The following is a 26,019-nucleotide window of genomic DNA, read 5'->3' on the forward strand; positions in this document are numbered from 1 at the left end:
TCTACGCGCCAGCCCGCCGTGGGGCACCCCGGCTCGCCAGGAGCGAACGGGGCAGCACCAGCGCCGAGGCCCGCTGCCCCGGTCCGGCGGCGGCGCGCAGCCCCGCGGCGACGACCCGCGCGTCGGCGTGCACGCCCTCGCCCGCGGCGGCCGCGCCGAAGCGCTCGCCCTCGAGGGCCGCGAGCAGCGCGGCCAGGGCGAACCGGGCCTCCTGGCCGTCCCCGCGCAGCTGGGCGCCCAGGTCGGCCGCGACCACCGCGGGCGTCGCGCCCGGGTCGACCGCGATGCCGAGGTCGCGGGCCGTGTCGACCACCTCGTGCCAGGCGGCGAGGGCGGCGTGCGGCGGCCCCGTCGCGGCCCGGCGCCGACGCCGCGCCCCGCGCACCAGGCCGGGCCCGACGAGCAGGGCCGCGAGCAGGACCAGGAGCGACAGCACGACCGCCGGGACCGCGTCCGCCGTGCCGCCGCCCCCGGCGGCCGTGGCGGGGTCGGAGGCGTCGTCGGTGGGCCCGGCGTCGTCGGGGGCGGCCGAGGACGCCTCTGCGCTCGGCTCGTCCGCCGCCTCGTCGGGGGCCGCGCTCGGCGCGTCGGAGGGCTCGACGCCGGTCTCCTGGAGGTACTCCTGCGGGGCGCCCAGGCCGACGGTGGGCTCGAAGGGCACCCAGCCGAGGCCGTCGAACCAGAGCTCGGGCCAGGTGTGCAGGTCGTCGCTCGAGACGGTCCAGCCCCGCGAGTCGCCGACGCCGGTCGAGGCCCCGGGCAGGAACCCCACCGCGACCCGCGAGGGGATGTCGAGCGTGCGCGCCATGACGGCCATGGCCGAGGCGAAGTGGACGCAGTAGCCGCTGCGCACCTGGAGGAACGTCTCGAGCACGTCGAGGCCGCTGCCGTCGTAGCCCTGCTCGACGGGCGTCTCCTCCGAGTAGCGGAAGTCGCCGTCGCGGAAGAAGTCCTGCAGGGCCACGGCCGCGTCGAAGGGGTTGGCCGCGTCGGCCGTCACCTCGGCGGCGAGCGCCGTGACGCTCGCGGGCACGCCGTCGGCGGCCAGGTACTCGCGCATGTCGTCGCGGTCGACGCCGAGGCTGGCGACCACCTGGTCGGGGCTCGGGTCGACGGGTGCGCTCCGCACACGGTACGACAGGCCGGCCGTGCCCGCGACGTCGCTGCGCACCGTGACGCCCGACTCGTCGACCCAGGTCCAGTCGTCGTCGAGCCCCTCGACCTCCGTCGGCGGCACCGGCAGGGGCAGGTAGGGGCTGCGCAGCGCCGAGACGTCGACCTCGGTGACGCGGTCGCGGCGCGTGGTGCCGGCGGCGATGCCGGGTGCCGCGGGCAGGTCGTCGAGCTGGTTCGCCGGGTCGAGCTCGACGTCGGCGGGGCTCCACCGGTCGCCCGAGAAGTCGACCAGGTCGACGAGCTTGAGGTAGGTGCCGTCGCCGTCGTCGGTCCGGTAGCCGAGCACGGTCACGGGTGCCCCGCGCCGCAGGTCGTCGCCGAGGTCGACGATCGGGTTGACGCCCGTCGCGAGGCCGGTGCCGGAGCCGACCCCCGGAACGGGCGCGATGGCACCGATCGGCAGGAGGCTCGTGGCGAGCCCCGCGAGCCCCACCGCCGCCACGGCGCCCAGCAGGCCGCCGCCGCCCAGGCGCCCCCCACCGGCGACCGCGAGCAGCAGCAGGACGGCCAGGAGCGTCGCCACGGCCCACGGCCAGCTGGTGCTCACCCCCGGCACGAAGGCGGGCACCGCGAGGACGCCCACGGGCACGAGGACGGCGGGCAGCGGCAGCCGGGCCACGGACCCGACCAGGTCGACGAGCGCGGCCACGAGGGCCACCGCCGCGACGACGACGGCGAGCACGGCGGGCGTGACCTCGACGGGCGCGGTGCCCTCGACGACGGTCGTCTCGGCCGACGCGGCGAGGGCGCGCACGCGCTCGAGGGTCGCGCCGGTCGGCACGACGCCGGCGACGGCCGTGCCGCCGCTCACGACGACGGTGGTGACGAGCACGCCGACGAGCACCCCGGCCGCCCAGCCCAGCCAGGCGCCCAGGCCGACGGCGCGCGCGACGAGCGCGGCGACGAGCACCGCGGCGGCCGTGCCGGCCCCGGCGAGCCACCAGGTGGTGCCGACGAACAGCACGTGCAGCGAGGCGAGGGCGAGCGCGAGCGCGACCCAGGTGAGCAGGGTCGCGGCCCAGCCCCCGGCTCCGCCCCGGGCCCGGCGGACGTCGTGCGCGTGGCGCTCAGCCATCGAGCGCTCCCGCCAGCTGCAGCGCCTCGGCGGGGTCGTCGGCGGGGCCGGCGACGTGCACGCGCCAGCCCTGCTCGCGCAGGCGCGCGGCGACCGTCGCCGGCGGCAGGGGCGCTCGGGCCGCGGCACGGCCGTGCAGCGCGAAGGCCATGGCGGGCTCGACGACGAGGACGGTGGCGGGCGAGCCGACCGGCCGGAGGCGCGCGAGGGCCTCGAGCTCGGCCACGGTCGCGCCCGACACGAGCACCACGAGCGGCTCGCGCCCGCCGCTCGACGGGGCGTCGCCGCCGACCGTGGCGTCGAGCGCGACGTCGGCGGCCTGCTCGAGGAACCCGTCGGCGTCCTCGCCGTCGTGCCGGGCCAGGAGGCGGCCGTCCAGCCCGGCGACGAGCGTCGCGGAGCCGGCCCGGGCCAGGTCGACGGCGAGCGTCGCCACCGTGGACACCGCCCACTCGAACGACTCGCTCACCGGGGCGGCCTGCCACGCGACGGGCGCGGCGTCGGCCCAGCCGGCGGACGACGTGGGCAGGACGACGCGGACGAGCGGCAGGCCGTGCTGCTCCTCCTGCCGCACCATGAGCTCGCCCAGGCGGGCGGTGGCCTTCCAGTGCACGCGGCGCAGGGGGTCACCGAGGCGGTACTCGCGCGTCACGGGGTCGTCCTCGCCGCCGCTGAGACTGTGCTCGCGGCGGCGCCGGGCGCCCTCGCCCAGGGCCCGGGAGGGTCGGGAGCCGCGCACGGCGTGGACCTCGGGCACGACGACGAGCTCGGCCACGGGACCGACGGCGACACGGCGCCGGGCCAGCCCGTACGCCTCGACGAGGTCGAGGCGCAGGGGCCCGACGCGGTGCCGACCGCGCGGTGCGTCGTCGACGCGGAAGGCCGCCGACACGGCGTCACCGCGCCCCAGGCGGGCGCCGGCGACGGCCGTGCCGCCCCGCAGCCAGGGCACCTCGTCGGCGAACGCGACGGCGCCGACCCCGCGACGCGGTGCCGCGAGCCGCACCGTCTCGGTGACGGGACGCCCCGCGGTGCCCGTCCCGGGCGTGAAGCGGCGCTGCACCACGACGTCGGCGCGCCGGACGAGCAGCCCGACGAGCACGACCGCGGGCAGGAGCACGAGGGTGCACCCCGCGAGCACGAGCACGGGCGCCGCCGCGAGCCAGCCCGCGGCGCCCACCGCGACGCCCGCGAGGAGCACGCACCAGCCGCGCACGGTCGGCCTCGGGACGCCCCCGACCTGCACGGTCAGACCCGGTCGGCGTCGTCGCCGAGGGGCACCGGGGTCGCCTCCACGATCTCGGCGACGACGTCGTAGGCGGCCGCGACGGCCCCCGCTCCCACGCGCCCGGACAGCAGCAGCCGATGACCGAGGACGGGCCCCGCGAGCGCGTCGAGGTCGTCGGGCACCACGTAGCGGCGACCGTTGAGCGCGGCCCAGGCCTTCGACGCGCGCATGAGCTGGAGGGTCGCGCGCGGGCTGGCGCCGAGCCGGACCTCGGGGTGCACGCGCGTCGCGTGCACGAGGTCGACCGCGTAGCGCTCCACGACGTCGGCCGTGTAGACGGAGCGCACGGCCGCGATCATGCGCTCCAGGTCGCGCAGCGACACGAGCGGCTCGAGCGCGTCGAGGGGGCTGCGCGTCTCGCGCTGCTGCAGCATGCGCAGCTCGCTGGCCGCGTCGGGGTAGCCCAGCGACAGGCGCGCCATGAAGCGGTCGCGCTGCGCCTCGGGCAGGGCGTAGGTGCCCTCCATCTCGACGGGGTTCTGCGTCGCGACGACGATGAAGGGCGACGGCAGCGGGTGGGTGGTGCCGTCGACCGTGACCTGGCGCTCCTCGAGGCTCTCGAGCAGGGCCGACTGCGTCTTCGGCGACGCCCGGTTGATCTCGTCCCCGATGACGACGTTCGCGAAGACCGGCCCGGGGGTGAACCGGAACCCGCCGTGCTCGCGGTCGTAGATCGACACGCCCGTGATGTCGCTGGGCAGCAGGTCGGGGGTGAACTGGATGCGCGTGACGGTCGCGTCGACCGACTTCGCGAGCGCCCGCGCGAGCTGCGTCTTGCCGACGCCGGGGACGTCCTCGATCAGGAGGTGCCCCTCGGCGAGCAGGACGGTGAGGGCCGTGCTGATGGCGCCGTCCTTGCCGTCGATGACGGTGGCGACGGCCTCGCTGATGCGACGGGCGGCCTCGCGGACCTCGTCGAGCGACATGGGGTCGTCGGCGGGGGCGGCCCGCCGGGGTGCGGTCGTGGTCACGCGCGGGCCAGCGCGCGGGCGACGGCCGCGGGGACGTAGGGCGACACGTCGCCGCCGAGGCCGGCCACCTGGCGCACGAGCGAGCTCGAGACGTGCGCGTGCGCCGGGTCCGGCAGCAGGAACACCGTCTCGACGCCCGCGAGGCTGCGGTTCATGATCGCCATGGGCGTCTCGTAGGCGACGTCGACCTGCGAGCGGATGCCCTTCACGAGCGCCGTGGCGCCGACCTCGGTGCAGTAGTCGACCAGCAGGCCGACGCTCCAGCTGTGCACGGAGACGGTGGCCGGCAGGCCCGCGTCGCGCAGGGACTCCTCGAGCAGGGCGACCCGCTGCACGAGCGGCAGCAGGGCGGTCTTGTCGGGGTTGTGGACGACGAGGACGTGCACCTCGTCGAAGACGTGCGAGGCGCGCTCGACGACGTCGACGTGGCCCAGGGTCACGGGGTCGAAGGACCCGGGGACGACGGCGATCCGGCTCATGCCGTCACCCTAGCCGCCGGGGGCGGCCCCCAGGCTGCGAGATCGCAGGAGGCGCGGCGCGGCCCCGGCGGGTCAGTTCGCCGCGAGGTGGTCGCGCGCGTCGTCGTCGAGCCGTCGCGCGATCGCCTCGGCGAGCGCCGGGGCCCGCCCCAGGTCGGGGTCGTCGTCGAGCAGCTCGGCCGCGTGCTGGCGGGCGGTCTCGATGACGTCGCCGTCGGTGGCGACGCGGAGCAGGCGCAGCTGGGAGCGCCCGCCCGACTGCCGGTCGCCCAGCACGTCGCCCTCGCGGCGCAGCTCGAGGTCGACCTGCGCCAGCTCGAACCCGTCGGAGGTGGCCGCCACCGCGTCGACGCGTTCCCGTGCCGTCGTCCCGGCCTCGGCGTGCGTGACGAGCAGGCACAGCCCCGGGTGCCCGCCCCGACCGACGCGTCCGCGCAGCTGGTGCAGCTGCGAGACGCCGAAGCGGTCGGCGTCGAGCACGACCATGGTCGACGCGTTGGGCACGTCGACGCCGACCTCGATGACGGTCGTCGCGACGAGGAGGTCGACCTCGCCGGCGGCGACGCGGCGCATGACGTCGTCCTTCTCGTCGCCCGGCATGCGGCCGTGCAGCACCTCGACGGTGCGTCCCGCGAGCGCCGGGTGCGCGCGCAGCGCCGCGGCCACGGCCGTGACGCTCGCGGGGGCCCGGCGCACGGGGGCCTCGTCGCTGCCGTCCCCGGCGCCGCCGTCGCCCGCGTTCCCCTCGTCGACGGGCTCGTCGCCGGTGTCGTCGACCGTGGCGTCGTCGATGGCCGGGCAGACGACGAACACCTGTCGCCCCTTCGCCACCTCTTCGGCGGAGCGCTCCCACACGCGCCCCACCCATGTGGGGTGGTCGGCGAGCGCGACGACGAACGACTCGATGGGCTGCCGCCCGGCGGGCAGCTCGGCGATCGTCGAGACGTCGAGGTCGCCGAAGACGGTCATCGCGACCGTGCGCGGGATCGGCGTCGCCGTGAGCACGAGCACGTGCGGCGGGACGGCGCCCTTGCCGCGCAGGGTCTCGCGCTGCTCCACGCCGAACCGGTGCTGCTCGTCGACGACGACGAGCCCGAGGTCGAAGAACTGCACCGCGTCGCCGAGCAGCGCGTGGGTGCCGACCACGAGGCGGGCCTGGCCGCTCACGACGGCCAGCGTGGCCCTCCTGCGCTCGGCGGCGCTGAGCTGCCCCGTGAGCAGCACGGGGCGCAGCTGGGCCGCGAGCTCGGGGCCCAGCGTCCGCACGATCGAGCGGAGGTGCTGCGCCGCGAGCACCTCGGTGGGCGCGAGCAGTGCCGACTGCCCGCCGCTCTCGGCCACCGCGAGCATCGCCCGCAGCGCGACGAGCGTCTTGCCCGAGCCGACCTCGCCCTGCACCAGGCGGTTCATGGGCACCGCCTCGGCGAGGTCGCGGTCGATCTCGTCGCCGACGAGCCGCTGGTCGGCCGTGCGCTCGAAGGGCAGCGCGGCGTCGAAGGACGCCAGGAGGCCCCCGGGGGCGGGCACGCGCGGCGTCGCCGGGGTCGCGCGCAGGCGGGCGCGCTGCTGCAGCAGCGCGGACTGCAGCACGAAGGCCTCCTCGAAGCGCAGCGCCTCGCGGCCGCGCTTCCAGTCGGCGTCGCGCTCGGGACGGTGGACGAGCTCGAACGCACGGTGCAGCGGCACGAGGTCGAGCTCCGTGCGGACCGCCGGCGGGACCGGGTCGTCGAGCGACGGCAGCGTGTCGAGCACGACCCCGACGGCCTTCTGCACCTGCCACGACGCGATCGAGGCGGTCGCCGGGTAGATCGGGATCGGCTGCTTCGCGTAGGCCTGCGCCGACGCGTCGCCCACGTCGGCGACCGCCTCGTGGTCGGCGTCGAAGAGCTCGTAGTCGGGGTGCGCGAGCTGGCGGAGCCCCCGGTAGTCGCCCACCTTGCCGGCGAAGATGCCGCGCACGCCCGGCAGGAGCTCCTTCGCGCGCCAGCCCTGGTTGAAGAACGTCAGCGTGAGGATCCCCTGGCCGTCGCCGATGCGCACCTCGAGGATCGAGCCGCGGCGAGCGCGCATGGTGCGCTCGCGGACGTCGAGCACCTGGGCCACGATCGTGACCGGCTCGCCGAGGGGCAGCTGGTCGAGGGCGGTCAGCTCTCCCCGCCGCGCGTAGCGGCGCGGGTAGTGGGTGAGCAGGTCGCCCACCGTGCGGAACCCGAAGCCGCGCTGCAGCGCCTGGGCCGTGCGCCCGCCGAGGGCGCCCGTCAGCGTCGCGTCGAGGGGGGAACCGGTCACGCCACCACGCTACCGGCCGCCCCCGACGGTCAGAGCGCGAACGCGTAGCCGCCGGAGGCGCGGGTCGCGGCCGCCAGGCGCCCCACGTGCGCGTCGTCGTCGACCTCGAGGCCGCGCAGCTGGCGGCCCACCTCCCGGGCGCTCTGCGCGCAGAAGCCGATCGCGACCCGGCGCTCGTCGTCGGCCCCGGGCCCGTCCGCCTCGAGCGCCGCCGTGGCGCGGGCCAGGACCGCCGTCTGGGCCGTGATGCCCGACGCGGCGTCGGCGAGCCGCCGCTGCACGAGCTGGGCCTCCTGCACGGCCGAGCCGTGCCTCCTGAGCGATCCCTCGGCCCGCTCGCGCAGCCGCCCCACCTGGTCCCCCACCGCCGAGGCCTGCCGCGCGAGCGCCGGGTGCACGCCCACCGGGCGCTCCGGGGCGAACCGGCGCTGGACGCGCCCCGCCACGTAGGGCGCGAGCACGCCGATCGCGCGGCCGGGCGCCCCGATGCTCAGGCTGCGCACGTCGGGCAGCTCCTCGCTCAGCGCCTTGAGGCCGCCGAGCGCGACGAACGCGCGCATGACGTCGTTCGCGCCCTCGAAGATCGGGAAGATCCGGAAGTCCCGCAGTGCCTTCGCGAGCGGGTGGTCGGCCATGTACGCGGTGCCGCCGTGCAGCTGCACCGCGTCGTTGAGCGCCCGCCAGCCGACGTCGCTCGCCACCACCTTCGTCATCGCCGACTCGAGCGAGTAGTCCGCGTCGCCCCGGTCGACGAGGCCCGTCGTGAAGTACGACATCGACTCGAGGCCGTAGATCTGGCGCGTCATGAGCGCGAGCTTCTCGGCCACCATCTCGAAGTCGGCGAGGGGGCGGCCGAACTGGCGGCGCTCCTCGGTGTGCTCCAGCGACAGCTCGAGGAACCGCTTCATGCCGCCCGAGATGGACGTGCCCATCGACATGCGCCCGTTGTTGAGCGTGTGCATCGCGATGCGGAACCCGTCGCCGGGCTCGCCGAGCAGGTTCTCGGCCGGCACCCGCACGTCGCGGAACCGCACCCGCTGCAGGTGGTTCGCCCGGAGGCCCAACGTGTCGAAGCGAGGACCGGTCGACAGGCCCTCGGCGCCCTTCTCGACCACGAGCGCGACGTGCCCGAGCTCGCTGCGCGCGAAGACCGTGAGGACGTCCTTGTCGCCGTTGCCGATCCAGCGCTTCTCGCCGTTGAGCAGCCAGCTGCCGTCGGCCTGCCGCTCCGCCCACGTCTCGAGCTGGTAGGCGTCCGAGCCGACGTTCGGCTCGGTGAGCACGAACGCGGCCAGCTTGCGACCTGCCGCCAGGTCGGGCAGCCAGCGCGCCCTCTGGTCGTCGGTGCCGAAGAGGTGGATCGGCTTCGTGCCGATCGACTGGTGCACGCCCATCACCACGGCGAGCGCGCCGTCGACGCGGCCGAACTCCTCCATCACGCGGCAGTAGGCGCTCTGGCCGAGGCCGCGACCGCCGTACTCCTCGGCGACGAAGAGGCCCGTGAGACCGCGCTCGCCCAGCTGGCGGATCGTGTCGTCGCCCACCCAGCCCTCGCGCTCGGCCCGCCACGGGTCGTAGTCGTCGAGCACGGCGCGCACGTCGGCGACGGCCCCGTCGAGGCGGGCACGCTCCTCGGGGGCGAACCCGGTCCAGGGGAACGCCAGCTCGGAGGCGACGCGACCCGTGAAGAGGGACTTCGTGAACGAGGGGCGAGGGGTGCGGTCGACGGCCATGCCCAGGATGCTGCCGGGGCGGCCGGGACGGGTCCAGCAGGTTGTGCACCGTCCACCACGGCGGGGCCGTCCGGGACGCGGGCCGTTGTCGGGATGCTCGAACTGGCACGATGGCGGGGTGTCCCGCATCATCTCCGGCTTCGCCGACTCCCTCACGCTCGCCGTGCCCCGGACGGGCACCCGCCCCACGAGCGACCGCGTGCGCGAGGCGCTCTTCTCGTCGCTCGACGCGCGCGACGAGCTGCGGGGCCGCCGCGTGCTCGACCTCTACGCCGGCAGCGGCGGGCTCGGCCTCGAGGCGGCGTCGCGCGGTGCGGCGAGCGTCGTGCTCGTCGAGCGCGCCGCCCCCGCCGCGAAGGCGCTCCGCACGAACGTGGCCGGCCTCCTGGGCCGGGCCCCGAAGGGCGCGGCTCCGCGCGTCGACGTCGTGACGCAGGCGGTGCGCTCGTACCTGCTCGGGACCCGCTCCCCCGTCGACCTCGTCTTCTCGGACCCGCCCTACGAGCTCGACGCCGACGAGCTCGCCGCCGACCTCGAGGCCCTCGTGCCGTCGCTCGCGCCCGGCGCGCTCGTCGTCGTCGAGCGGGCCTCCCGGGCCGGCGAACCCCGTTGGCCGGCCGGGCTCACGCTCGACGTGCGTCGCTCGTACGGCGACACGACGCTGTGGTGGGCGCTCGCCGACGAGGCGCCCACGGCCTGACGGGGTGCCGCCCGCCGGGCACGCGCGGCGCTAGCCCGCGGCGCCGCCCCAGGCCCGGTACGGGTCCCAGCCGCCGGGCTCGCCCGACCGTGCCCCCGCCACGGTGACCCCGGGGCCGTCCTCGCCCGCCGCGACCACGACCCCGATCGGTCGGAAGCCGCCCGGCAGGGCCGTCCCCACCGGGAACGTCGCGAGCAGCGAGTGGTCCTCGCCCCCGGCCAACGCCACGCGCACGTCGTCGCCCAGCGCGCCGGGGTCGAGGTCGAGCACGACGCCGGAGGCCCGAGCCACGCGCCCGGCGTCGAGCGCCAGCCCGTCCGACAGGTCGAGCATGCTCGTGGCCCCGGCGACGGCGGCGAGGGGACCGTCGGCCACGGGCGGCGTCGGGGCCAGGTGCCAGCCGACGTCCCCGTCCCGACGGCGCAGCTCGGTCGCGGTGGCGGCGTCCGGGCGGCCCTCCGCGTCGACCGCCAGGCGGAAGAGCAGGTCGAGCCCGCGCGCCGAGCGGCCGAGGGCGCCGGAGACGGCCACGACGTCGCCGGGACGGGCGCCGTCGCGGGTGACGGGCCTCCTGCCCTCGAGGTCGCCGAACGCCGTGACGGCGACGGTCGTCGTGGCGGTGGCCGAGAGGTCGCCGCCGACGACGCCGACGCCGGGGACCATCGCCGCGACGCCCTCGCGCAGGCCGTCGGCGAAGGCCTCGAGCCAGGCGACGGGCGTCGCTCCGGGGACCGCGAGCGCCACGACGAGCGCCGTCGGCCGGGCGCCCATGGCGGCCACGTCGGCGAGGTTCGAGGCGGCGGCCTTCCAGCCGAGGTCGGAGGGGCTGCTCCACGCCGACCGGAAGTCGGGCCCGTGCACCATGAGGTCGGTCGTCACGACGAAGCGGCCGTCGGGCGCCGCCACGACCGCCGCGTCGTCACCCGGTCCGAGCAGCGTGTCGTCACCGCGGGGCAGGCGAGGCAGGAGGCGCGCGAGGGCCGCGAGCTCCCCCACCGCCTCGACGGTGTCGTCGCCGCCGCCCGGCTCCACGGGCAGCTCGGCCTCGGTCGGGACGGCGTCGGGCTCGCGGCGGGGACTCATGCTCACGACGGTAGCCTGGTCGCGATGTCCAGCCCCGTCCGCCGCCGCCGCGGCCTCGCCGCCCTCGCGCTCGTCGCGGTCGTCGCCCCGGTGCTCGCCGCCTGCTCGGCCGCGGTGCCGCTGACCCCCGCCGAGGGCGCGAACGATCCCGCGTGCGCCCAGGTCACGGTGCACCTGCCCGAGGTCGTCGGCGACGACGAGCGGCGCGAGACCGACGCCCAGGCGACGGGCGCCTGGGGCTCCCCCACGAGCGTGCTGCTGCGCTGCGGCGTCGAGCCGCCCGCCGCGAGCGACGACCCCTGCTACCCGGTCGCCGGCGTCGACTGGATCAGCTCGGTCGACCCCGACGACCCCGACACCGGGATCCTCCGCACCTTCGGCCGTGTGCCCGGCCTCGAGGTCGTCGTCGACCTCACGCAGGTCAGCGGCGGCACCGTCGCCCAAGACCTCTCGACGGCCGCGGGCTACCTGCCGCAGGACGGCAAGCGCTGCCTCGACGCCGGCGACGTGCCGCTCGAGGGCAGCGACGGCGCGCCCGAGCCGACCAGCTGAGGGGCCGCCGGACCCTCAGCGGTCGGTCTCGAGGCCCAGCGCGATGAGCTCGTCGACGAGCTCGGGGTAGGTCAGGCCGCTCGCCAGCCAGCAGGCCGGGAACATCGAGATCGGCGTGAAGCCGGGCATGGTGTTCACCTCGTTGACGACCCAGCCGTCAGCGGTGAGGAAGAAGTCGACGCGCGACAGGCCGGTGCCGCCGATCGACTCGAAGGCGAGGGCGGCGAGGCGCTGCATCTCGGCCAGCTCGGCGTCGTCGAGGGGCGCGGGGCACACCAGGCGGGCGCCGTCGCCGCCCAGGTACTTCGACTCGAAGTCGTAGAAGGCGTCGTCGCCGAGCACGATCTCGCCCGCGACGGAGGTGCGCGGAGCGACCCCGTCGCGGCCGCCGAGCACGGCGCACTCCAGCTCGCGCCCGACGACGGCGGCCTCGACGAGCACGCGGTGGTCCTCGGCGAAGGCGGTCGCCATGGCGGCCGGCAGGTCGGCCAGGTCGTCGACGCGCGACACCCCGACGCTCGAGCCGGCGCGTGCGGGCTTGACGAACAGGGGCAGGCCGAGCGGCGCCACGTCGGCCGTGACGGACGCGGGGTCGGCCGTCCAGTCGCGGCTGCGGACCGTGCGCCACGGGGCGACGGCGATGCCCGCCTGCTGCAGCACGGTCTTGGTGAAGTGCTTGTCCATGCCGACCGCCGACGCGAGCACGCCCGCGCCGACGTAGGGCAGCCCCACGAGCTCGAGCAGCCCCTGCACGGTGCCGTCCTCGCCGAACGGGCCGTGCAGGATCGGGAAGACCACGTCGACGTCGCCGAGCGAGCGGAGGCCCCCGTCGGGGTCGGTGACCGTCAGCTCGCGGGAGGCGGACGACTCGGGCCAGCGCACGCGCGAGCCGTCGTCGACGACCTCGGGCAGGCGCTCGGCGTCGAGCGCGAAGCGGGCCGGGTCGTCGGGCTGCAGCGTGAAGGCGCCCTCGCGCGTGATGCCGACGGGCACGACGTCCCACTGGTCGCGGTCGAGGGCCGCGAGCACGCCGCCGGCGGTCGCGCAGCTGATCGCGTGCTCGCTGGAGCGACCGCCGAAGAGGACGACGACGGTGCGCTTCTCGGTCTGGGGAGCGTGGGTCATCGGTGGCCTTCCTGCGGGGACGTGGCGCCCCACCGGTCGGTCACTCGCCCTGGGGCTCGCTCGTCTCGGTGAGGTGCGGCGCGATGTTGCGCGGGTCCAGGGTACCGGCGAGGACCTCGGCCACCTGCGACACGATGGGCATGTCCACGCCCCGCTCGGCGGCCAGCTGGAGGATCGGCGCGACCGAGGCGAGCCCCTCGGCCGTCTGGTCCATCTGCCGCACGACGTCGCCGAACGCGTAGCCCTGCCCGAGCAGGCGGCCGGCCGTGTTGTTGCGCGACAGGGGCGACTCGCAGGTCGCGATGAGGTCGCCCAGCCCGGCGAGCCCGGCGAGGGTCTCGGCCCTGGCGCCGAACGAGACCGCGAAGGCCGTCATCTCGGCGAGGCCGCGCGTGATGATGGACGCCTTCGTGTTCTCGCCGTAGCCGACGCCGTCGACGATGCCGATCGCGACCGCGATGAGGTTCTTGAGCACGCCGCCGAACTCGGTGCCGATCACGTCGGTGTTGACGAAGGACCGGAAGTACGGGTTGGTCGCCGTCGCCGCGACGGCCGTGGCCGTCTCGAGGCTGCGCGACGACACGACGGCCGCCGTGGGCTGGCGCTTGGCGATCTCGAGCGCGAGGTTGGGGCCCGAGGCCACCGCGACGAGGTCGGGGTCGATGTCGAGCTCCTGCTCGACGACCTCGCTCATGCGCAGGCCGGTGGCCTTCTCGACGCCCTTCATGAGGCTCACGACGGGCACCCCGTGCGGCACGAGCTCGCGGATCGCCGCGAGGTTGCCGCGCAGCGTCTGGCTCGGCACCGAGACGTACACCTGCTCCGCGCCGTCGAGCACCGCGGCGACCCGCGTGTCGGCGCGCAGGGTGCGGGGCAGGTTGATGCCCGGCAGGTAGTCGCTGTTGCGCTTGCTCTCGGTGATCTCGCGGGCGAGCTCCGGGCGTCGGGCCCAGAGGGTGACGTCGGCGCCGCCCTCGGCGAGCACCTTCGCGAAGGTGGTCCCCCAGCTGCCCGCGCCCAGCACCGCGACGCGGCGCGGCACGGCCTCGGACAGGACGATGCTGATCGCCTCGGTGGTGACGGGGCCCTCGCCCAGGTCGTCGAGTCGGCGTCGGGTGTTCACGGTGCCTCCGGCAGCTCGTCGTCGGTCACGGGTCGTTCCCAGGGTCGGTCGGGGGCCCGCTCGCCGCGGAGCTCCTCGAGCAGCTCGGTGATCCGGCCCATCAGCAGGGCCGTGGCCTCGGCGAGCGCGGCCTGGTCGAGCGGGCGCCCCCGGTAGGCGGAGAGGTCGACGGGGTCGCCGAGCGCCACGAGCACGCGCTTGCGCGGGAACGGGCGGAACCTCTTCGAGTAGCGGCCGAGCAGCTGCTGGCCGCCCCAGTGGGCCATCGGCACGAGCGGGACGCCGGCCTCGAGGGCCAGTCGCACCGCCCCGCTCTTGCCGCGCATCGGCCAGAGGTCGTCGTCGCGGGTGAGCGTGCCCTCGGGGTAGACGATGACGCCGCCGCCCGTGGCGACGAGCGCCCGTGCGACCTCGAGCGGGTTGCTGCCGCGCGTACGGCCGCCCCGCTCGACGGGGACGTGGCCCATGGCGTGCATGAGCCGTCCGAAGAGCGGCACCCGGAACAGGGAGGCCTTGGCCAGGAACCTCGGCACGCGGCCGAGGGTCCAGAGCGCACGGGCCACGACGACGGGGTCGATGTTCGTCAGGTGGTTCGGCGCCACCACGAAGGAGCCGTCGTGCGGCAGCTTCTCACCGCCACGGATCTCGATCCGGGCCATGGGATCGAACAGCGGGATCGCGATCGCCGCGGCGACCCGCCACACGGCGTTCGCCTCCCGGCCCCGGCGGGGACCCTGGACGACGGGCGCGTCGGGGTCCCGCGCCGGCCGGTCGGGCCGGGCGGCGTCGCCTGCCACCGGGGTCAGCCCTGGAAGTCGAAGTCGGCGCCGAGCTTGCGCAGCTTCGCGATGAAGTGCTCGTAGCCCCGGCTGATGATGCCGACGTTGCTGATCTTCGACTCCCCCTCGGCGGTCAGGGCCGCGATGAGGTGGCTGAAGCCGCCGCGCAGGTCGGGGACGCGGACGTCGGCGCCGTGCAGCGCGGTCGGCCCGTTGATGACGGCGGCCTGCTCGAACTCGCGACGCGCGACGCGACGGTCGTGACCGGGCAGCCCCTCCTTGTGCACGGTGATGTCGGCGCCCATGTCGTTGAGCGCCCCGGTGAACTGGAAGCGGTTCTCGTAGACCGTCTCGTGCACGATCGAGGTGCCCTGCGCCTGGGTCAGCGCGACGATCAGGGGCTGCTGCCAGTCGGTCATGAAGCCGGGGTGCACGTCGGTCTCGACGACGACGGGCTTGAGCTCGCCGCCGGGGTGGAAGAACCGGATGCCGTCCTCGTGCACGTCGAAGTCGCCGCCGACCTTGCGGAAGACGTTGAGGAACGTCATGAGGTCCTTCTGGTCGGCACCCTCGACGAAGATGTCGCCCTTGGTCGCCAGCGCGGCGGAGGCCCAGGAGGCGGCCTCGTTGCGGTCGTTGATCGCCCGGTGCGTGTAGCCGCGGAGCTTCTCGACGCCCTCGATGAAGATGATGCGGTTCGGCTCGACCGAGACGATCGCGCCCATCTTCTGCAGGATCGCGATGAGGTCCATGATCTCGGGCTCGATGGCCGCGTTGCGGAGCTCGGTCACGCCGGGGGCGAGGACCGCGGTGAGGAGCACCTGCTCGGTGGCGCCGACGCTCGGGTAGGGCAGCTCGATGTTCGCGCCCTTGAGGCCGTCGGGGGCCGTGAGGTGGATCCCGTTGTACGACTTGTCGACGACCGCGCCGAACGCACGGAGGGCGTCGAGGTGGAAGTCGATGGGCCGGTCGCCGATGCGGCAGCCGCCCAGGTCGGGGATGAAGGCCTCGCCGAGGCGGTGCAGGAGCGGCCCGCAGAAGAGGATCGGGATGCGGCTCGAGCCGGCGTGGGCGTCGATCTCGGCGAAGTGCGCGCTCTCGACGTTCGACGGGTCGAGGATCATCTCGCCGCGCGCCGGGTCGGTGATGCGCACGCCGTGCACGCTCAGCAGGCCCCGGACGACGTTGACGTCGCTGATGTCGGGGACGTCCTTGAGGATGCTGGGGGTGTCGCCGAGCAGGGAGGCGACCATGGCCTTGGTGGCGAGGTTCTTCGCGCCACGGACCTCGATGCGACCGATCAGCGGCTTGCCGCCACGGATGACGATCTCATCGGAGGTGAGCCCGACGCGGGCTCCTGCTGCTGCGGCGTCTTGGACGAGGGAGTTCACTTACTTCACCGGCAATGTCTCAGGGCGCCAGGCGGCGCGGCGGGTTTCGAACGAGGTGATGGCGGGCTCGTCACGGAGGGTCAGGCCGATGTCGTCGAGGCCTTCGAGGAGTCGCCACTTAGTGTAGGCATCCACCTCGAACGGGACGGTGACGTCGCCCACCGTGGCGGTCTGGGACTCCAGGTCGACCGTGGCCTCCGTGCCGGGGGCGGCCTCGACGACCGCCCACAGGCGCTCGACGTCCTCCTCGGCGACGGCGGCCGCGAGCAGCCCCTGCTTGCCCGAGTTGCCCCGGAAGATGTCGCCGAAGCGGGCGGAGACGACGACGTCGAAGCCGAAGTCCCGGAGCGCCCAGACGGCGTGCTCCCGGCTCGAGCCGGTGCCGAAGTCGGGCCCGGCGATGAGGACGCGCGCGCCCTGGTAGGCAGGCTGGTTGAGCACGAACGCCGGGTCCTGGCGCCAGCCGTGGAAGAGGGCGTCCTCGAAGCCGGTCTTCGTGACCCGCTTGAGGAACTGCGCCGGGATGATCTGGTCCGTGTCGACGTTGGACCGACGCAGCGGTGCCGCGACGCCCGTGACGGTGGTGACGGGGCGCATCAGCGCGCGCCTCCTGCCAGCAGGGCCGCGTCGGCCCCGGCCGGCTCGTCGGCCTCGAGGTCGGACGGGCTGCTCAGCGTGCCGCGCACGGCCGTGGCCGCCGCGACGAGCGGCGAGACGAGGTGCGTCCGCCCGCCCTTGCCCTGACGGCCCTCGAAGTTGCGGTTCGACGTGGAGGCGCAGCGCTCGCCCGGCGACAGCTGGTCGGGGTTCATGCCGAGGCACATCGAGCAGCCGGCGAAGCGCCACTCGGCGCCGAAGTCGGTGAAGACCCGGTCGAGGCCCTCGGCCTCGGCCTCGAGCCGCACGCGGGCCGAGCCCGGGACGACCATGACGCGGACGCCCTCGGCCTTCGTGCGCCCGCGCACGATCGACGCGAAGGCACGCAAATCTTCGATGCGGCTGTTGGTGCAGGAGCCCATGAAGACGGCGTCGACGGGGACCTGCTTCAGCGGCGTGCCCGCCTCGAGGTCCATGTACTCGAGCGCGCGCCGGGCGGCCGCCTGCTCGTGGGGGTCGTCGAACGACTCGGGGGCGGGCACGACGTCGCTGAGCGACACGCCCTGGCCCGGGTTGGTGCCCCACGTGACGAACGGCTCGAGCTCGTCGGCGTCGAGGAACACCTCGGCGTCGAACACGGCGTCGTCGTCGGTCGCGAGGGTGTCCCAGTAGGCGACGGCGTCGTCCCAGTCCTGGCCGGTCGGCGCGTGCGGGCGGCCCTGCAGGTAGTCGTAGGTCGTCCGATCGGGCGCGACCATGCCGGCACGGGCGCCCGCCTCGATCGACATGTTGCAGATGGTCATGCGCCCCTCCATGGAGAGGGCGCGGATCGCGCTGCCGCGGTACTCGAGCACGTAGCCCTGACCACCACCGGTGCCGATCTTCGCGATGACGGCGAGGATGACGTCCTTGGCGGTGACGCCCGGGCGCAGCGTGCCCTCGACGGTGATCGCCATGGTCTTGAACGGCTTGAGCGGCAGGGTCTGCGTGGCGAGCACGTGCTCGACCTCGCTCGTGCCGATGCCGAACGCCATGGCGCCGAACGCGCCGTGGGTCGAGGTGTGCGAGTCGCCGCAGACGACCGTGATGCCGGGCATGGTGAGCCCGAGCTGGGGGCCGACGACGTGCACGATGCCCTGCTCGGCGTCGCCGAGGGGGTGCAGGCGCACGCCGAACTCGGCGCAGTTGCGGCGCAGGGTCTCGATCTGGGTGCGGCTCGTGAGGTCGGCGATCGGCTTGTCGATGGCCAGCGTGGGCGTGTTGTGGTCCTCGGTGGCGATCGTGAGGTCGGGCCGGCGCACCGGCCGCCCGGCCTGCCGGAGGCCGTCGAAGGCCTGCGGGCTGGTCACCTCGTGCACGAGGTGGAGGTCGATGTAGAGGAGGTCGGGCGCGCCGTCCTCACCGCGCGTGACGACGTGGTCGTCCCACACTTTCTCCGCCAGGGTCCTGCCCACGGGGCCGCCTCTCTCTCGGTGCATCGGGTCGATGGATCGTCGAAGTCTACGACAGCGCCGACGGGGACTCCCCGAGGCTCCCGGGGGACAACCCGCGAGCGCGCACGGGTGTTCCCGGTGCCCGCCACGACCCCCTCTCCCCAACCCTGCGGCGGGGCGGACTACAGTGACGCCACCCGGTGCCCCGACCGGGCCGGGCTCGCGAGGAGGCGACGGACGGTGCCGACCGACGACGCGCCCTGGCGCCCGGACAGGCCCGCCGCCGGCCGCCCCGCGTCCGCCCCGCGCGCGACGCCGCCCCGAGGGGCGAGCACGCAGGAGGCGCGCCCCGCGCCCGCCGCGCCCGCCCCGCGCCCCGCGCCCCGCGCCCCGCGCCCCGCGCCCCTGGTGCGCCCCGGCCGCTCCGTCGCCGCCGCCCTGCTCGCCCTGTGCCTCGGCGGCGTGGTCGTCGTCGCCGGTGGCTCGCTGGCGGGCCCCGACTACCCGCGGCCGACCCGGGGCGCGGAGCCCACGCTGCCCGAGCTGCGCACGCCGCCGACCCCGGACGGCTGGACCCTCGACCTCGCCGGCCTGCTCGCCCCCGAGGCGCCGCGACGCTGCGTGAACCTGTGGCCCTCGCCGGCCGCGGAGGGGCTGGTCGCGGTGGGCGCCTCGGTCGACCTCGACGGCGGCGACGGCGAGGCCACGGGCGCCTGCCGCCGGGCCGCCGGCACGGGCGTGGCCAGCCGCGTCGCCCTGGTCGAGGCCGCCACGGGCCGGGTGCGCTGGGTGCACGACCTGGCCGACGACCTCGACGGCACGGACGCCTTCGCGATCCCCTCCTCCCAGGTGGTGCCCGACGCCGGGCGCGTGCTCGTGCAGGTGCAGGTCGGCGGCACGGCGTCCCTCACCGCCCTCGACCTCGCCGACGGGCGCCCGCTCGAGACGGTCCGCGGCCGCCGCGACCTGCCGACCGTGAGCGTCGACGTGCGCGGGCGGCTGCAGCTGCGCACGGCCGGCACCCCTCGCGACGCCGGGCCGCGCTGGGCGCTCGTCGACGCGAGCTCGATCGGCGATCCGCTCTGGGAGGGGCCCGCCGACGAGGGCACCACGCCCCTCCTGCTGCCCGACGCCCTGCTCGTCGTCGCCGACGGGCGGACGGTGCGCGTCGACGGCGGGACGGGCGAGGTGCGGCCGTTCTCGGCGTCGCCCGTCGACGTCGCGGCGGCACCGCCGACCGCGGGGGCAGGAGGCGCGGGTCGCGACCCCGGACGCGTCACCTACGCCGTCGGCGGCGGCCCTGCGGGCTCGTCGGCGGTGAGCGCCCTCGACGACCAGGGTCGCGCGCTCTGGAGCGTCCCGACCGCCTCCCGCCGCCTCGACGTCACGGCGTCGTGCGTCGTCACGCCGACGGACGGCGCGACGGGGCTCACCTGCCTCGACCGCGCCTCCGGCCGGACCCGCTGGAGCACCGACCTCGGGGCGCCGTGGTCGCTGCTCGACCCGCCGGGCCTCGTGGGCGACGACCTGGTCGTCGTGACGACGCGCGACGGCGCTCCCCTGCTGCTGGTGCTCCGCGGCGAGGACGGCCGGCCGCGCTCGAGCACGCGCGTCGAGGGGCTCGACGACGTCGTCGGGGCGTCCCGCACGACGCTCCTCCTGGCGATCGACCCCCGGGACGGCCGTCGCGCCCTCCAGGCCCGCGACCTCGCGACGGGCGCGACGCTCTGGTCTCGGACGCCCACCGGACGGCTGTCGTTCTGGGGCTCCGAGCTCGTCGAGGTCGACGACCGCGGGACCGCCCGACGACTGGCGGCGACGAGCCGGGTGGTGGCGCCGTGAGCGACCCGGTCGGGTGGCGCCCGTCGCGGCCGGTCGCCGCGCCCCGCTCCCCCGTCCCGGCGCCCGCCCGCGGCCCCGCCACGGCCCACGCGGCACCGCACGAGGCCGCGCACGAGGCCGCGCAGGAGGCCACGGCCGGCCCGGGCGGGCAGCACGCGCCGGGCGCGCCCCGCCCCCGGCGTCCCCGGCGGCGGCCGCGCGGGCACCGCCCGCCGCGCCCGGGGCGCCGGCTCGCGCTCGTGGCTGGCGCGCTGATCGCGGCCTCCGCCCTCGTCGCCGGCCTCGGCATCGCCCAGCCCCGCTACGGAGCGGCTCCACCGCTGGGCGGGACCGCGGTCGACGACCTGCGCGAGCCTCCTGCCGCCTCCGGCCCGGGCGTGGACCTCGCGGGCACGCTCGCCCCGGGCGTCCCCGCCGAGTGCCTGCGCTGGACGAGCACGACGGTCGGCCCGGGCCTCGCGGTCGTGCGCGGGGCCGGCGCCTGGTCGTACGGCGCCGCCAACGACGGCGACTGCGCCACGGCCGAGGCGACGGTCGGCGACCGGGTCGGCCTGCTCGACCTCGACGCGGGCCGGTTCCGCTGGGTGCACGACGCCGCCGACGACCTCGCCGCGACGGGGGCGGTGCGGGTCGACGGCGCCGACGACGTCGACGTCTGGGCCGACGACGCGACGGGGCTCGTGCTGCTGCGGGTGGACGACGGCGAACGGATCGTCCTCGTCGGCCTCGACCGCGCCTCCGGCCGCGTCGTCGAGCGCGTCGACGCCGGACCGCTGCTGCCGGGCGCGCGCACGCTCGTCGAGGGCCGCACCGTCGCGCTCGCCTCGCGCGCGGCGGGCGACGACGCCTGGACGTTCGTGCTGCGCGACCTCCGGGCGCTGGGCCGCGTCGCCTGGACGGGCACGGGCACCGCCGAGGGCGCCGCCGTCGCGCTCCCCGACCGCCTCGTCGTCGACCGCCCAGGAGGCCCGGTGCAGGTCGACCTCGCGTCCCGCGCCGAGCGCGCCTGGGGCCAGCGGCTCGACCGCTTGCAGGACGTCCGCCCGCACGACGGGGGCCTCCTCGCCCTGGAGGCCCCGGCGGGCCCCGGGGACCCGGCCCGCGTGGTGTCCCTCGCGCCGGACGGCACGACGCGCTGGTCCGCACCCGTCGGTCGTCGCGTGGCGCTGTCGCCCGTGCGCGACGGCGTGGTCGTGCTCGACCCGCGGGAGCGGACCCTCACCCTCCTCGACGCCCGGGGCGCCGCCTCCTGGTCGGTGGAGGTGGCGGCGACGAGCGTGGCGAGGACCTTGCCCGGGCAGCGCCACGGCGACGTCTTCGTGACGACCGCGCCGGTGGGCGACGGCCCGCTCGACGTGCGGGCTCTCGACGGAGGCACGGGCGCCCCGCGCTACGGGGTGGCCCTACCGGACGACGCGCTGCTCGTCGCCGCGGGGCGCACCGTCGGGTACGCCCTGGCCTTCGGCGTCTCGGGGGCGCGCTCGACCCTCGTGGCGTTCGACCTCGACGACGGCCGCGTCCTCTGGGAGCACGCGGCGCAGCTGCAGGCCTCCGCGTGGGCGGGGCGCCTGGTGGCGGTGGACGTCGACGGCACCGTGCGGGTGCTGGTCGGGCCCACCGCGGCGGTGGCGTCCCCCTGACGCACCGGGTTCGAACGCGTGTTCGAACCGGCGTACGCTGACGCCATGACCTCCTTCGCCCCTGAGCGCACCCCGTCGCTCTTCGACAGCCTCGACGACCTCGACGCCCCGCCTGCCGGTGGCGACGCGGTCGCCCCGGGCGACCTCGACGGCCGCGTCGAGCGCATCGACCTCGGCCAGGGCGCGTGGCTCGACGTGCGGCCCGGGTGGCTGCGCGGCTCCGACGCCCTCTTCGAGCGCCTCGTCACGGGCGTGCCGTGGCAGGCCGACCGGCGCACGATGTACGACCGCGTCGTCGAGGTCCCTCGCCTCGTGCGCCACTACGGCACCGACGAGGCCCTGCCCGACGATGCCCTCGCGACCGCGCGCGACGCGCTGAACGGCTGGTACGCCGCACGCGGGACGGAGCCACGCCAGCTGTTCCGGCGGGCGGGCCTCTGCTTCTACCGCACGGGCGACGACAGCATCGCGTGGCACGGCGACCGCGTGGGCAGCACCCTCCACCTCGACACGATGGTGGGCATCGTCTCGCTCGGGGCGGCGCGGACCCTGGCGATCCGGTCCCGCGACGGCGGTCCGGTGCGGCGGTTCCCGCTCGGGCACGGCGACCTGCTCGTCATGGGCGGCAGCTGCCAGCGCACGCACGAGCACGCGATCGCCAAGACCGCGAAGGCCGTGGGGCCGCGGATCAGCGTGCAGTTCAGGCCCGACTGGCCCTGAGGGCTCCGGCTGCCCGACGCCCGACTCCTGACGTCTGGCGCTCGAGGCCCTGGGCCGTCGCCCCGGACTCGTCCCCGGGAACGACGAAGGCCCACCCGGAGTCCGGGTGGGCCTTCTCTGTCACGTGCCGATCTGGGAGGATCGGACTGGTGACCCCAGCGGGATTCGAACCCGCGTTACCGCCGTGAGAGGGCGGCGTACTAGGCCGCTATACGATGGGGCCGCGTTTGCAACTCGTCGAGTATGGCACACAGATCGAAACGCGTGCAAATCGAGCGATGTTCGTGTCTTCCGGCCCTCTAGGGACGGGCCTCGAGAGCACGTCCGGGGCCGTCGCCGGGGGCGGGAGTACGGTCGCGTCATGCGCCTCACGAAGTACGAACACGCCTGCCTGGTCCTGACGGAGGGCGACGCCAAGCTCGTCGTCGACCCCGGCGGCTTCACGACGCCGCTCGTCGGCCTGCGCGGGGTCGTCGCCGTCGTGGTGACCCACGAGCACCCGGACCACTGGACGCCCGACCAGCTCGACCACCTGCGCGAGTCGAACCCCGACCTCACGATCTACGGCCCCGCCGGCGTCGTGGCGGCCGCGACGGGCTACGACGTGCACGAGGTCCACGACGGCGACGCCCTCACCGTGGGGCCGTTCGACCTGGCCTTCCACGGTTCGCGCCACGCGGTGATCCACGAGAGCATCCCCGTGGTCGACAACGTCGGAGTCCTCGTCGACGGCCGGCTCTTCGTCCCCGGCGACCAGTTCACGGTGCCGCCGGTGCCCGTCGAGACCCTCGCGGTGCCGATCGGGGCGCCGTGGTCGAAGGTCGCGGAGGTCATGGACTACGCCGACGCCGTGAAGGCCACGCGCACGTTCCCCGTGCACGAGGGCACCCTCTCGCAGGCGGGCCTGTCGATGCACGTCGACCGCCTGAAGGCCGTCGTCGAGTCCTACGGCGGCGACCCGCGCGTCCTGCAGCCCCACGAGACCATCGACCTCTGACGCCCGCGCCGGGCCAGGGCCAGGGCCAGGGCCAGGGCCAGGGCCGATCCTGGCCCTGCCGCGGTAGCGGACGTCGCAACGCGTGAGGAGCGCGAACCTGGGCGCCGCCACGGCCGACTCCCCCCGCCGCTCGCACCCGCCGAGGAACTCCCACCCCGGCGCCGGTGCGCCCGGCAGGGACGGCGCATCAGGGGCACGAAAGAGCAATTCCCCGTCCCGCGTCTGCGACGCGGTCACGGGGAACTAGATTGCTGGGGTACCTGGACTCGAACCAAGAACAACGGTACCAGAAACCGTCGTGTTGCCAATTACACCATACCCCAATGAGAGCGGCCGTCGAGGCCATCTCATCGTCGGCCCATGTGCTGAACCGGTTACCTACTGTACAGCATCCGGGAGGTCCTGCAGACCACCGACGAGGTCGCGGTTGACGACGGCGGCGACGCGCGCCCCGGAGCCCGCGGCGACGATGAGCTGCTGCGCGCCGGGCGCCGTCGACTCCCCCGCCGCGTACAGGCCGGCCACCGACGTGCGTCCGTGGTCGTCGACGACCAGCAGGCCGTCCTGGTCGAGCTCGGGGTGCAGCGGTGCCAGGTACTCGAGCGCGGGCGACCACTCGGGGCGCACGAAGCCACCCGTGCGCGGCACGACCTCGCCGTCGACGAGCTCGACGCCCGTCATGCCGCTGCGATCGCCCACGACGTCCTTGACCTGGCGGCGCTCGACCCGGACGCCTCGGGAGGCGAGCCCGGCCTCCTCGGCGGGGGTGACGACTCCTGCGCCGTTGGTGAAGACGACGACGTCGTCCGACCACTGCGAGAGCAGGAGGGCCCGCTCGGCCAGGTCGGGGTGCTCGCCCAACAGGGCGAGCGGCTGGTCGCGCTTGTCCCACCCGTCGCACTCCATGCAGCTGTGCAGGGCGGTGCCGTAGAAGGCCCGCATCGAGGGCAGGGCGGGGAGCGTCTCGTGCAAGCCGGTCGCGGCGACGACGATGCCGGCCGACGCGGAGCGCACCTCGCCGCGGAACTCGCAGCGCAGCTCGAAGCCCCCGGCGGCCGGCTCGATCGCGGTCGCGACGGTCTGCCAGTGCGTCGCGCCCTCGTAGCCGAGGAACTCCTCACGGCCGAGGCGGCGCAGCTCGAGCGGTGAGATGCCGTCGCGCGTGAGGTACCCGTGCGAGAGCAGCGTGGCCGAGTTGCGGGGCCGGTTGGCGTCGACGAGCAGGACGCTCCGCCGGGCGCGCACGAGGTTCAGGGCGGCGCTGAGGCCGGCCGGCCCTCCCCCGACGACCGCGACGTCGAACGTCTCGCTCATCGATCCAGGAGGCGCTGCAGGCGCCGCAGCGTCGACTCGCGCCCGAGGAGCTCCATCGACTCGAACAGGGGCGGGCTGATCCGGCGACCGGAGACGGCCACGCGGAGGGGCCCGTACGCCAGGCGCGGCTTCAGCCCGAGCTCGTCGACCAGCGCCGTGGTGAGCGCGGCCTGGATCGGCTCGGTCCGCCACTCGGCCACGCCCTCCAGGGCCGTGATCGAGGCGCGCAGGGCGTCGTCGGAGCCCTCCTTGAGCGTCTTCAGGGCGTCGTCCTCCCAGGCGAGCTCGTCGTCGCTCGTGAAGAGGAACGACAGGAGGCCCGGAGCCTCGCCCAGCAGCGCCATCCGCTCCTGCACGAGGGGTGCCGCCCGCACGAGGAGGTCGTGCTGCTCCGCCGTCGGCGGGTCGGCCAGGACCCCGGAGAGGTACGGCACGAGGCGCTCGGCGAAGTCGTCCGCCGCCAGGCGACGGATGTGGTCGCCGTTGATGGCCTCGGCCTTCTTGACGTCGAAGCGGGCCGGGTTCGGGTTGACGTCGACGACGTCGAAGGCCGCGACCATCTCGTCGAGGTCGAACACGTCGCGGTCGTGCGACAGGGACCAGCCCAGCAGCGCCAGGTAGTTCACGAGCCCCTCGGGCACGAAGCCCCGTTCGCGGTGCAGGAAGAGGTTCGACTCGGGGTCGCGCTTCGACAGCTTCTTCGTGCCGTCGCCGAGGACGGACGGCAGATGCCCGAACCGCGGCACGAACGTGGTGAGGCCGATCTCGACGAGCGCCTCGTAGAGGGCGATCTGCCGCGGCGTCGAGGGCAGGAGGTCCTCCCCGCGGAGGACGTGCGTGATCCCCATGAGGGCGTCGTCCACCGGGTTGACGAACGTGTACAGCGGCACGCCGTTGGGCCGCACGACGACGAAGTCGGTGAAGGACCCCTGCGGGAACGTGATCTCGCCACGCACGAGGTCGTCGAAGCCCAGGTCGCGGTCGGGCACCCGGAGGCGCAGGGCCGGCTGCCGGCCCTCGGCGCGGTGGGCGGCGCGCTGCTCGTCGGTGAGGTCGCGCTCGAAGTTGTCGTAGCCCTGCTTGGGGTCGCGGCCGCGCTCGATGTTGCGGGCCTCGATCTCCTCGCCCGTGGCGAAGCTCTCGTACAGGAGGCCCCGCTCGAGCAGCTGGTCGATGACGTCTCGGTAGAGGTCGTGCCGCAGCGACTGCCGGTAGGGCGCGTGCGGACCGCCCACGCCGACGCCTTCGTCCCAGTCGATGTGCAGCCACCGCAGTCCGTCGAGGATCTGCTCGTAGCTCTCCTCCGAGTCACGGGCGGCGTCGGTGTCCTCGATGCGGAACACGAGCTTGCCGCCGGTGTGACGGGCGTAGGCCCAGTTGAAGAGAGCGGTCCGGATGAGGCCGACGTGGGGCGTACCGGTGGGCGAGGGGCAGAACCGCACGCGCACGTCGGTGCCGGTGGCGGTGGAGAAGGGAGCAGACATCGCTGGCGAGTCTAGCGGCGAACGGTCGCGCTCCCCCGAGTCCTCACCTGCCTGCCGAGCGCGCGCAGGGAGCTCTCGGCACCGGAGGAGAGGTGCCCTCAACGCAGAAGAGCCACCCCTGTGGGGTGGCTCTTCTGGTTCACCACCCCGCGGGGTGGTGTCAATGGATGTCCGGCGGTGTCCTACTCTCCCACAAGGTCCCCCTTGCAGTACCATCGGCGCTGAGAG

Annotated in this window: 21 protein-coding genes and 2 tRNA genes; 6 read left to right on the forward strand and 17 right to left on the reverse strand. The window is 75.4% G+C overall.

The genetic code is table 11. The annotated features are described in order from the left end of the window. Position 1: 1 nt before the first annotated feature. From ACYVHQ_RS05715 to ACYVHQ_RS05740, 6 genes are all read right to left on the reverse strand, one after another. Positions 2–2,251 (reverse strand): transglutaminase family protein, encoded by a 2,250-nt coding sequence (locus ACYVHQ_RS05715; RefSeq protein ID WP_460511176.1) that lies wholly within the window; start codon positions 2,249–2,251, stop codon positions 2–4. Further along, positions 2,244–3,467, reverse strand: a complete 1,224-nt coding sequence (locus tag ACYVHQ_RS05720) for a DUF58 domain-containing protein (RefSeq protein WP_460511177.1) — start codon at positions 3,465–3,467, stop codon at positions 2,244–2,246. Before ACYVHQ_RS05720 ends, ACYVHQ_RS05715 begins: the two co-directional genes overlap by 8 nt. A gap of 32 nt (positions 3,468–3,499) precedes the next feature. Further along, positions 3,500–4,465, reverse strand: a complete 966-nt coding sequence (locus tag ACYVHQ_RS05725; RefSeq protein WP_460511257.1) for an AAA family ATPase — start codon at positions 4,463–4,465, stop codon at positions 3,500–3,502. A gap of 41 nt (positions 4,466–4,506) precedes the next feature. After that, the gene (gene coaD / locus ACYVHQ_RS05730) at positions 4,507–4,989 is read right to left on the reverse strand and encodes a pantetheine-phosphate adenylyltransferase (protein WP_460511178.1); all 483 of its coding nucleotides are present in this window, start codon (positions 4,987–4,989) and stop codon (positions 4,507–4,509) included. Positions 4,990–5,061: 72 nt separating this feature from the next. Beyond that, positions 5,062–7,278 carry an ATP-dependent DNA helicase RecG gene (locus ACYVHQ_RS05735; protein ID WP_460511179.1) on the reverse strand — a complete coding sequence of 739 codons (2,217 nt, stop codon included), beginning with the start codon at positions 7,276–7,278 and terminating at the stop codon, positions 5,062–5,064. Between the two features lie 29 nt (positions 7,279–7,307). Continuing rightward, entirely contained in the window at positions 7,308–9,011 is a 1,704-nt protein-coding gene (locus tag ACYVHQ_RS05740) for an acyl-CoA dehydrogenase family protein (RefSeq protein ID WP_460511180.1), read from the reverse strand. 118 nt (positions 9,012–9,129) lie between these two features. Here ACYVHQ_RS05740 and rsmD point away from each other — a divergent pair, with 118 nt between their 5' ends. Continuing rightward, positions 9,130–9,711, forward strand: a complete 582-nt coding sequence (gene rsmD, locus ACYVHQ_RS05745) for a 16S rRNA (guanine(966)-N(2))-methyltransferase RsmD (protein WP_460511181.1) — start codon at positions 9,130–9,132, stop codon at positions 9,709–9,711. Between the two features lie 30 nt (positions 9,712–9,741). Here rsmD and thiL read toward each other — a convergent pair whose 3' ends face one another. Continuing rightward, a complete protein-coding gene (gene thiL, locus ACYVHQ_RS05750) occupies positions 9,742–10,794 on the reverse strand; it encodes a thiamine-phosphate kinase (protein WP_460511182.1) in 1,053 nt (350 codons plus the stop codon). A 24-nt stretch (positions 10,795–10,818) separates the two neighbouring features. Here thiL and ACYVHQ_RS05755 point away from each other — a divergent pair, with 24 nt between their 5' ends. Further along, complete coding sequence (locus ACYVHQ_RS05755; protein WP_460511183.1) at positions 10,819–11,346, forward strand: DUF3515 family protein; 528 nt, start codon at positions 10,819–10,821, stop codon at positions 11,344–11,346. Between the two features lie 15 nt (positions 11,347–11,361). On the opposite strand, the gene ACYVHQ_RS05760 is transcribed toward ACYVHQ_RS05755, so the two are convergent. The 6 genes from ACYVHQ_RS05760 to leuC are packed head-to-tail and all read right to left on the reverse strand — an operon-like array spanning position 11,362 to position 17,839. Next, the gene (locus ACYVHQ_RS05760; RefSeq protein WP_460511184.1) at positions 11,362–12,471 is read right to left on the reverse strand and encodes a D-alanine--D-alanine ligase family protein; all 1,110 of its coding nucleotides are present in this window, start codon (positions 12,469–12,471) and stop codon (positions 11,362–11,364) included. A 40-nt stretch (positions 12,472–12,511) separates the two neighbouring features. Beyond that, entirely contained in the window at positions 12,512–13,531 is a 1,020-nt protein-coding gene (locus ACYVHQ_RS05765; RefSeq protein ID WP_460511258.1) for an NAD(P)H-dependent glycerol-3-phosphate dehydrogenase, read from the reverse strand. A gap of 59 nt (positions 13,532–13,590) precedes the next feature. Next, complete coding sequence (locus ACYVHQ_RS05770; protein ID WP_460511185.1) at positions 13,591–14,391, reverse strand: lysophospholipid acyltransferase family protein; 801 nt, start codon at positions 14,389–14,391, stop codon at positions 13,591–13,593. A gap of 5 nt (positions 14,392–14,396) precedes the next feature. After that, complete coding sequence (gene murA, locus ACYVHQ_RS05775; protein WP_460511186.1) at positions 14,397–15,764, reverse strand: UDP-N-acetylglucosamine 1-carboxyvinyltransferase; 1,368 nt, start codon at positions 15,762–15,764, stop codon at positions 14,397–14,399. Then, a complete protein-coding gene (leuD, locus tag ACYVHQ_RS05780) occupies positions 15,765–16,361 on the reverse strand; it encodes a 3-isopropylmalate dehydratase small subunit (RefSeq protein WP_460511187.1) in 597 nt (198 codons plus the stop codon). After that, positions 16,361–17,839, reverse strand: a complete 1,479-nt coding sequence (gene leuC, locus ACYVHQ_RS05785; RefSeq protein ID WP_460511188.1) for a 3-isopropylmalate dehydratase large subunit — start codon at positions 17,837–17,839, stop codon at positions 16,361–16,363. The genes leuD and leuC overlap by 1 nt, the downstream gene beginning before the upstream one ends. A gap of 195 nt (positions 17,840–18,034) precedes the next feature. On the opposite strand from leuC, the gene ACYVHQ_RS05790 reads away from it, so the two are divergent. The 3 genes from ACYVHQ_RS05790 to ACYVHQ_RS05800 all read left to right on the forward strand — a co-directional run bounded on the left by ACYVHQ_RS05790 (position 18,035) and on the right by ACYVHQ_RS05800 (position 21,996). Then, positions 18,035–19,636, forward strand: a complete 1,602-nt coding sequence (locus ACYVHQ_RS05790) for an outer membrane protein assembly factor BamB family protein (RefSeq protein WP_460511189.1) — start codon at positions 18,035–18,037, stop codon at positions 19,634–19,636. A 239-nt stretch (positions 19,637–19,875) separates the two neighbouring features. Next, the gene (locus tag ACYVHQ_RS05795) at positions 19,876–21,276 is read left to right on the forward strand and encodes a PQQ-binding-like beta-propeller repeat protein (protein WP_460511190.1); all 1,401 of its coding nucleotides are present in this window, start codon (positions 19,876–19,878) and stop codon (positions 21,274–21,276) included. A 45-nt stretch (positions 21,277–21,321) separates the two neighbouring features. Next, positions 21,322–21,996, forward strand: coding sequence for an alpha-ketoglutarate-dependent dioxygenase AlkB (locus tag ACYVHQ_RS05800; RefSeq protein WP_460511191.1), 675 nt, complete (start codon positions 21,322–21,324; stop codon positions 21,994–21,996). A gap of 147 nt (positions 21,997–22,143) precedes the next feature. On the opposite strand, the gene ACYVHQ_RS05805 is transcribed toward ACYVHQ_RS05800, so the two are convergent. Next, positions 22,144–22,219, reverse strand: a tRNA-Glu gene (locus tag ACYVHQ_RS05805). A gap of 138 nt (positions 22,220–22,357) precedes the next feature. Here ACYVHQ_RS05805 and ACYVHQ_RS05810 point away from each other — a divergent pair. Further along, positions 22,358–22,993 (forward strand): MBL fold metallo-hydrolase, encoded by a 636-nt coding sequence (locus ACYVHQ_RS05810; protein WP_460511192.1) that lies wholly within the window; start codon positions 22,358–22,360, stop codon positions 22,991–22,993. A gap of 251 nt (positions 22,994–23,244) precedes the next feature. Here ACYVHQ_RS05810 and ACYVHQ_RS05815 read toward each other — a convergent pair. The 3 genes from ACYVHQ_RS05815 to gltX all read right to left on the reverse strand — a co-directional run bounded on the left by ACYVHQ_RS05815 (position 23,245) and on the right by gltX (position 25,791). Beyond that, positions 23,245–23,316, reverse strand: a tRNA-Gln gene (locus ACYVHQ_RS05815). A 55-nt stretch (positions 23,317–23,371) separates the two neighbouring features. Next, positions 23,372–24,307, reverse strand: a complete 936-nt coding sequence (locus ACYVHQ_RS05820) for an NAD(P)/FAD-dependent oxidoreductase (RefSeq protein WP_460511193.1) — start codon at positions 24,305–24,307, stop codon at positions 23,372–23,374. After that, complete coding sequence (gene gltX, locus ACYVHQ_RS05825; protein ID WP_460511194.1) at positions 24,304–25,791, reverse strand: glutamate--tRNA ligase; 1,488 nt, start codon at positions 25,789–25,791, stop codon at positions 24,304–24,306. The genes ACYVHQ_RS05820 and gltX overlap by 4 nt, the downstream gene beginning before the upstream one ends. Positions 25,792–26,019 lie beyond the last annotated feature (228 nt).

It is taken from the genome of Frigoribacterium salinisoli (assembly GCF_054781095.1).